Consider the following 4,269-nt stretch of genomic DNA (forward strand, 5'->3'; position numbering starts at 1 on the left):
GAAGCCCTCGTGCGCCGTTCGCTCCGATTCGCCGCGCGCCGCCGCCCAGCCGCCTTCGGCTTCATCGCCCCTTCGTTCGCGTGTGTGTGCGGGGTTTGCCGCCTTCGCCGTTTCGCCGACGCGCAGCGCTGCGGGCCGCGCCGCCTTTTGGAGAAGCGCCGCGCGGTCGAGGGTCTTCACGTTCCTGGCGACGACGCGCTCCTTGATGTCGCTCGGCAAGGCGGCCTCCTTTCTGCTTCGTCACTCCCCGGGCTTAGTGGTCATGAGGCGGTAGAGCTCGGTGTCCCTCGGGAAGCGGTTGGCGAACGGCACGATGGCGCCGCCGTAGCGCAGGAGGCCGCAGCCCGCCTCGGCGTTGGTGATGTAGCCCATCTGCTCTCGGCTGATGTTGAGGAGTTCGCCCAGTTTCCCGCGGTCGGCGGCCGCCTGGTTGAGCATGACGATGAGCTCGGAGTTGGAGAGCATCGTGGAGGCCAAGACCGAATCGAGCAGGTACTCCACGTTCTGCGTGATGGCCGTGGGGTAGGCGTTGCGCTTGCGGAAGCGGCGCCACGCGCTGTTGAAGAACGCGCCGGAGTACTCGTTCTCGAACACCACGTGGAACTCGTCTATGAAGATGTGCGTGCGCCTGCCCGCGCGCCAGTTGTCCGTCACGCGGTTGAGCATCGCGTCGGTGATGACGAGCAGCCCCATGGTCTTGAGCTGGCGGCCCAGGTCCATGATGTCGTAGACGAGGAGCCTGTTGCGGGTGTCCACGTTGGTTGGGTGCGCGAACGCGTCCAGCGTGCCCGAGGTGAACAGCTCCAGCGAAAGCGCCAGGTCACGCGCCTGCGGCTCGGGCTGGGCGAGCAGTTTGTCGCGCAGGTGGGCGAGCGTGGGCGCCTCGCCGCCGCGCAGGTAGTCGGCGTACACCGCCGAGGTGCAGCGGTCCACGACCGACTTGGCCTGCGGCCCCAGTCCCCGGCGGTCGAGCTGCTCGAACAGTGACAGCACGAACTCGCTCTTGTCGGCCACGGGGTTGCCTCCCTCGCCGTAGCCCTCCACCATGTCCATGGCGTTGATGTGGTGGGGGCTGCCCGCCGCGATGCGCACCACCTCGCCGCCCAGTGCCTCGGCGAGCGAGGCGTACTCGCGCTCGGGGTCGCATATCACTATGTCGTCGTCGGTCGAGAGCGCAAGCATAGCTATGAGCTCCTTGGTCGAGAAGCTCTTGCCCGAGCCCGGCACGCCCAGCACGAACGCGTTGGGGTTCAGGAGCCGCGACTTGTCGCACAGGATGAGGTTGCGCGATATGGCGTTCTCGCCGAAGTACATGCCGCCCTCCTCCATGATCTCCTGCACGCGGAACGGCATGAGCACGGCGAGGCTCTCGGTGGTGAGCGTGCGCATCGCCTCGATGCGACGCACGCCTATGGGCAGCGCGGTTGACAGCCCGTCGAGCTGCTGGAAGCGCAGGACCGAGAGGCGGCACAGGTGCTTGCGCGCGCACGAGAGCAGCGCCTCGGTGTCGGCGTCGAGCTCCTCGGGCGTGTCGGCAAAGTGGACGAGCGTCACCGTGGCGAACATCATGCGCTGGTCGCGCGACATGAGGTCGTCCAGGAACTCGCGGCTCTCCTTGCGCTGCTGCTCCATGTCGTAGGGCACGGCCACGTTATAGTTCATGTTGGCGTTCTGCCGGCGCGTCCAGTTGGTGATGTTCGTCTCCACACCGAGCAGTCGCCGCTCCACCTCGCGCACCGCCTCGTCAGTGGGCACGGGGACGACGTCTATGGAAAGCGCCATCGCGCGCCTCGCGTCGGTAAGCTCGGCCAGAAAGCCGTCCTTGATGTAGGACGCGTAGTCGGTCAGGTACAGGGCGCGCGCCCAGCGGCCGCCCACCCGCAGGCGGTCGGCCTCAATGCCCGCGCCCTCGGGCGCAACGGCGTCCTTGAACGAGTGCCCCCGGCGCATCGAGGCGCGCACGTCGATGGGCAGGTCGTCGGCGCCGCCCCGGTAGAAGCCCCTCAGAAGCCGCAGCTTGCCCTCTGCGTCGAGCTCCTCGCAGTGCGCCCCGAGGCGCGCGAGGTGCGCGGCCGTCTCCGCCGACGCGCGGTTGAAGTAGGAGCGGGCCTCCTGGATGCTTCTCCCTCCCACGGCGATGGTAAGGTATATCTCGCGCACCATGGAATTCGCCCCCGTGGCCTTCTCTATGAGCATGGCGTTGTACTCCTCGCGGTAGCGGTCGAGCCCGTCGCCCTTGGGCGGTATGAGGATGCGCCGCCCGAGGGCTTCGGCGTCGAGCCTGCGCACCGCCACGGTGACCTTGGCCCGCGCGTCGGAGTCGAAAGAGTTGAGCAGGTCCGAGTAGCCCAGGAACATGGCCTCCTTATCCTCCTTTGACGCCGCCGCGTAGTTCACGTCGCTCACGCGCCAGGTCTTCGCGTACTCGCCGTCGTCGGTGAGGCACACGCCGTCGGGCCAGATGCGGCGCACGGGCACGGCGTCCTCGGCGGTTTTCGGCGGGACGAACCGCGTGCCGCCTTTGCGCCGCCTAGCTGCGAGTGCGGCCATGATGCCCTCCTTTCTCGCGGCGGATGCCCTTCGCGCGATGCGGCGTGCAGACGGCCTCGTAGTACAGGTTCTGCGGGCGCGCGGGCAGTTCCTTGGGGGTCAAAAGCGCGTATTTGGCCCACGCCCACGCCGCGCGTTCGACCGCCATGCCGTGCCAGGTGACGAACCCCAGCGCGGCGAACGGGGCCGCTCCCGCGATGCACGCCCAGGAGAGCTCGTCCAGTCTCAGGAAGGGCGACAGCCCGAAGTAGAGCCCCACGGCGGCGACGCAGGCGAGCAGCGCGAAGACGCACTGCCGAAGCGACATGCCGAAGAACACCCCCTCGGTATACTCGCGTATCTCTCGGTTGACCTTCACTTCCACTTCTTGCTCCTCTCTGCCTGCGCGGCGAAGCGGGCGCGTAAAGCGCCCCGCGCGCGGCGCGGGCAATGTGTTCGTTCGGTTGTTTCGGGAAAGGGGAGGGGCGTCAAAGCCCCATCATCTCGCGCACCACGCGGTCGGCCATCTTGACCATGCCCGTGAGCACCAGCATGTTGAAGGCAAGCTCTCCCACGTACGACCACACCTGCGTGACCACGGGAGCCTCGGCATCCACCACCGGCGGCGCCGATGCGAACAGCGAGAATATGACGCATGCGAGCAGGATGACCGCACCCTCGAGGCACACGGCCCCGTAGCTTTTGAGGAACGCCTTGCCGACCGACTGACTCGGCTCGCCCGCGAAGGTGGACAGGGGTATGGGCGCGAGCGCGGTGTACATGTATATCTTGAAGAACCTGCCGTACACCGCCAGTATCATGATGAACGAGAGCACCGTGACGAGCAGCCCGCCGAGCAACGTCACCGCCCACAGGGGTATGGCGTCGAGGAAGCCCACGTCCTCGATGGCCTCCACCATCTCGCCAGGCAGCGCGGCGGGCGCGGCCGACGCAAAGCCCGCAGCATCCATCATGTCGCCGATGAGCCCCTGCACCACGTCGAGGAACGCCATCATGAGCTCAAGCCCGTAGACGACGGCGGCGTGCGCCAGCACGAACCGCACGAACAGCTTCAACACCACCTCCGGGCGCTTGGCCTCGGCGAACGAGCCGCAGGTCTTCACGAGGCCCGACAGGAAGAACAGCACGAGGAGCGCGAGCGCCACCGCCTGCACGGCGCCGTGGATGGAGAGCACCGCGTCCCATATCCCGCCGCCCCGGAAGTCGGCGGGCGACGCCGTGAGCAACCCCACGATCTCGCCCATCTTCTCGTTCCACGTGTCGAGCGCTCCCTGGAGGTTGCTGACCACCCAGTTGTCCGAATCCAACGGCCCGCCTCCTTTCGGGGCCCGCGCGACGGGCCTATCCGACGATGATATCCAAGATTTCCTTCGCGAACGTGATGACCACGCCGCCCGCCAGGGTCAGGAAGCCGTTGGCGCGCTGGGACGGGTCGTGGCTCTTGAGCGACATGCCCACCTGCACCACGCCGAAGCCGAGCAGGATGAGCCCGACGCTCCTGATGAGCCCGAAGATGAACGTGGAGAGGTTGTCCACCGCCGCTATCGGGTCGGTCGCCGCGAACGCGGCGGGCGGCTCCAGCGCCAAGGCCGAAGCGGCGCAGACGGCGATTGCCGCCATGAGCCGCGCGCGGGCTGCGGGGCGGGCCTTCTTCCCCTCAGTGGTCTTTCTCATGCGTTGGTTCTCCTTTCCCGCCCGCCGCCTCCGCCGCGAGCGCTG

The 4,269-nt window shown here is 67.6% G+C and carries 4 protein-coding genes and 1 pseudogene; all 5 read right to left on the reverse strand.

Features of this window, described 5'->3' with window-relative positions:
- Positions 1–219 (reverse strand): annotated as a pseudogene (locus HMPREF1023_RS07110) (CHAP domain-containing protein); the annotation flags it as partial.
- Positions 220–240: 21 nt separating this feature from the next.
- Entirely contained in the window at positions 241–2,550 is a 2,310-nt protein-coding gene (locus HMPREF1023_RS07115; RefSeq protein ID WP_009305522.1) for a VirB4-like conjugal transfer ATPase, CD1110 family, read from the reverse strand.
- The gene (locus tag HMPREF1023_RS07120; RefSeq protein WP_009305523.1) at positions 2,531–2,914 is read right to left on the reverse strand and encodes a PrgI family protein; all 384 of its coding nucleotides are present in this window, start codon (positions 2,912–2,914) and stop codon (positions 2,531–2,533) included. Before HMPREF1023_RS07120 ends, HMPREF1023_RS07115 begins: the two co-directional genes overlap by 20 nt.
- Positions 2,915–3,017: 103 nt before the next feature.
- Entirely contained in the window at positions 3,018–3,794 is a 777-nt protein-coding gene (locus HMPREF1023_RS07125; protein ID WP_050784821.1) for a hypothetical protein, read from the reverse strand.
- Between the two features lie 97 nt (positions 3,795–3,891).
- Complete coding sequence (locus HMPREF1023_RS07130) at positions 3,892–4,170, reverse strand: formate hydrogenlyase (RefSeq protein WP_345784130.1); 279 nt, start codon at positions 4,168–4,170, stop codon at positions 3,892–3,894.
- Positions 4,171–4,269: the final 99 nt, after the last annotated feature.

It is taken from the genome of Eggerthella sp. 1_3_56FAA (genome assembly GCF_000185625.1).
GTDB lineage: Bacteria > Actinomycetota > Coriobacteriia > Coriobacteriales > Eggerthellaceae > Eggerthella > Eggerthella lenta.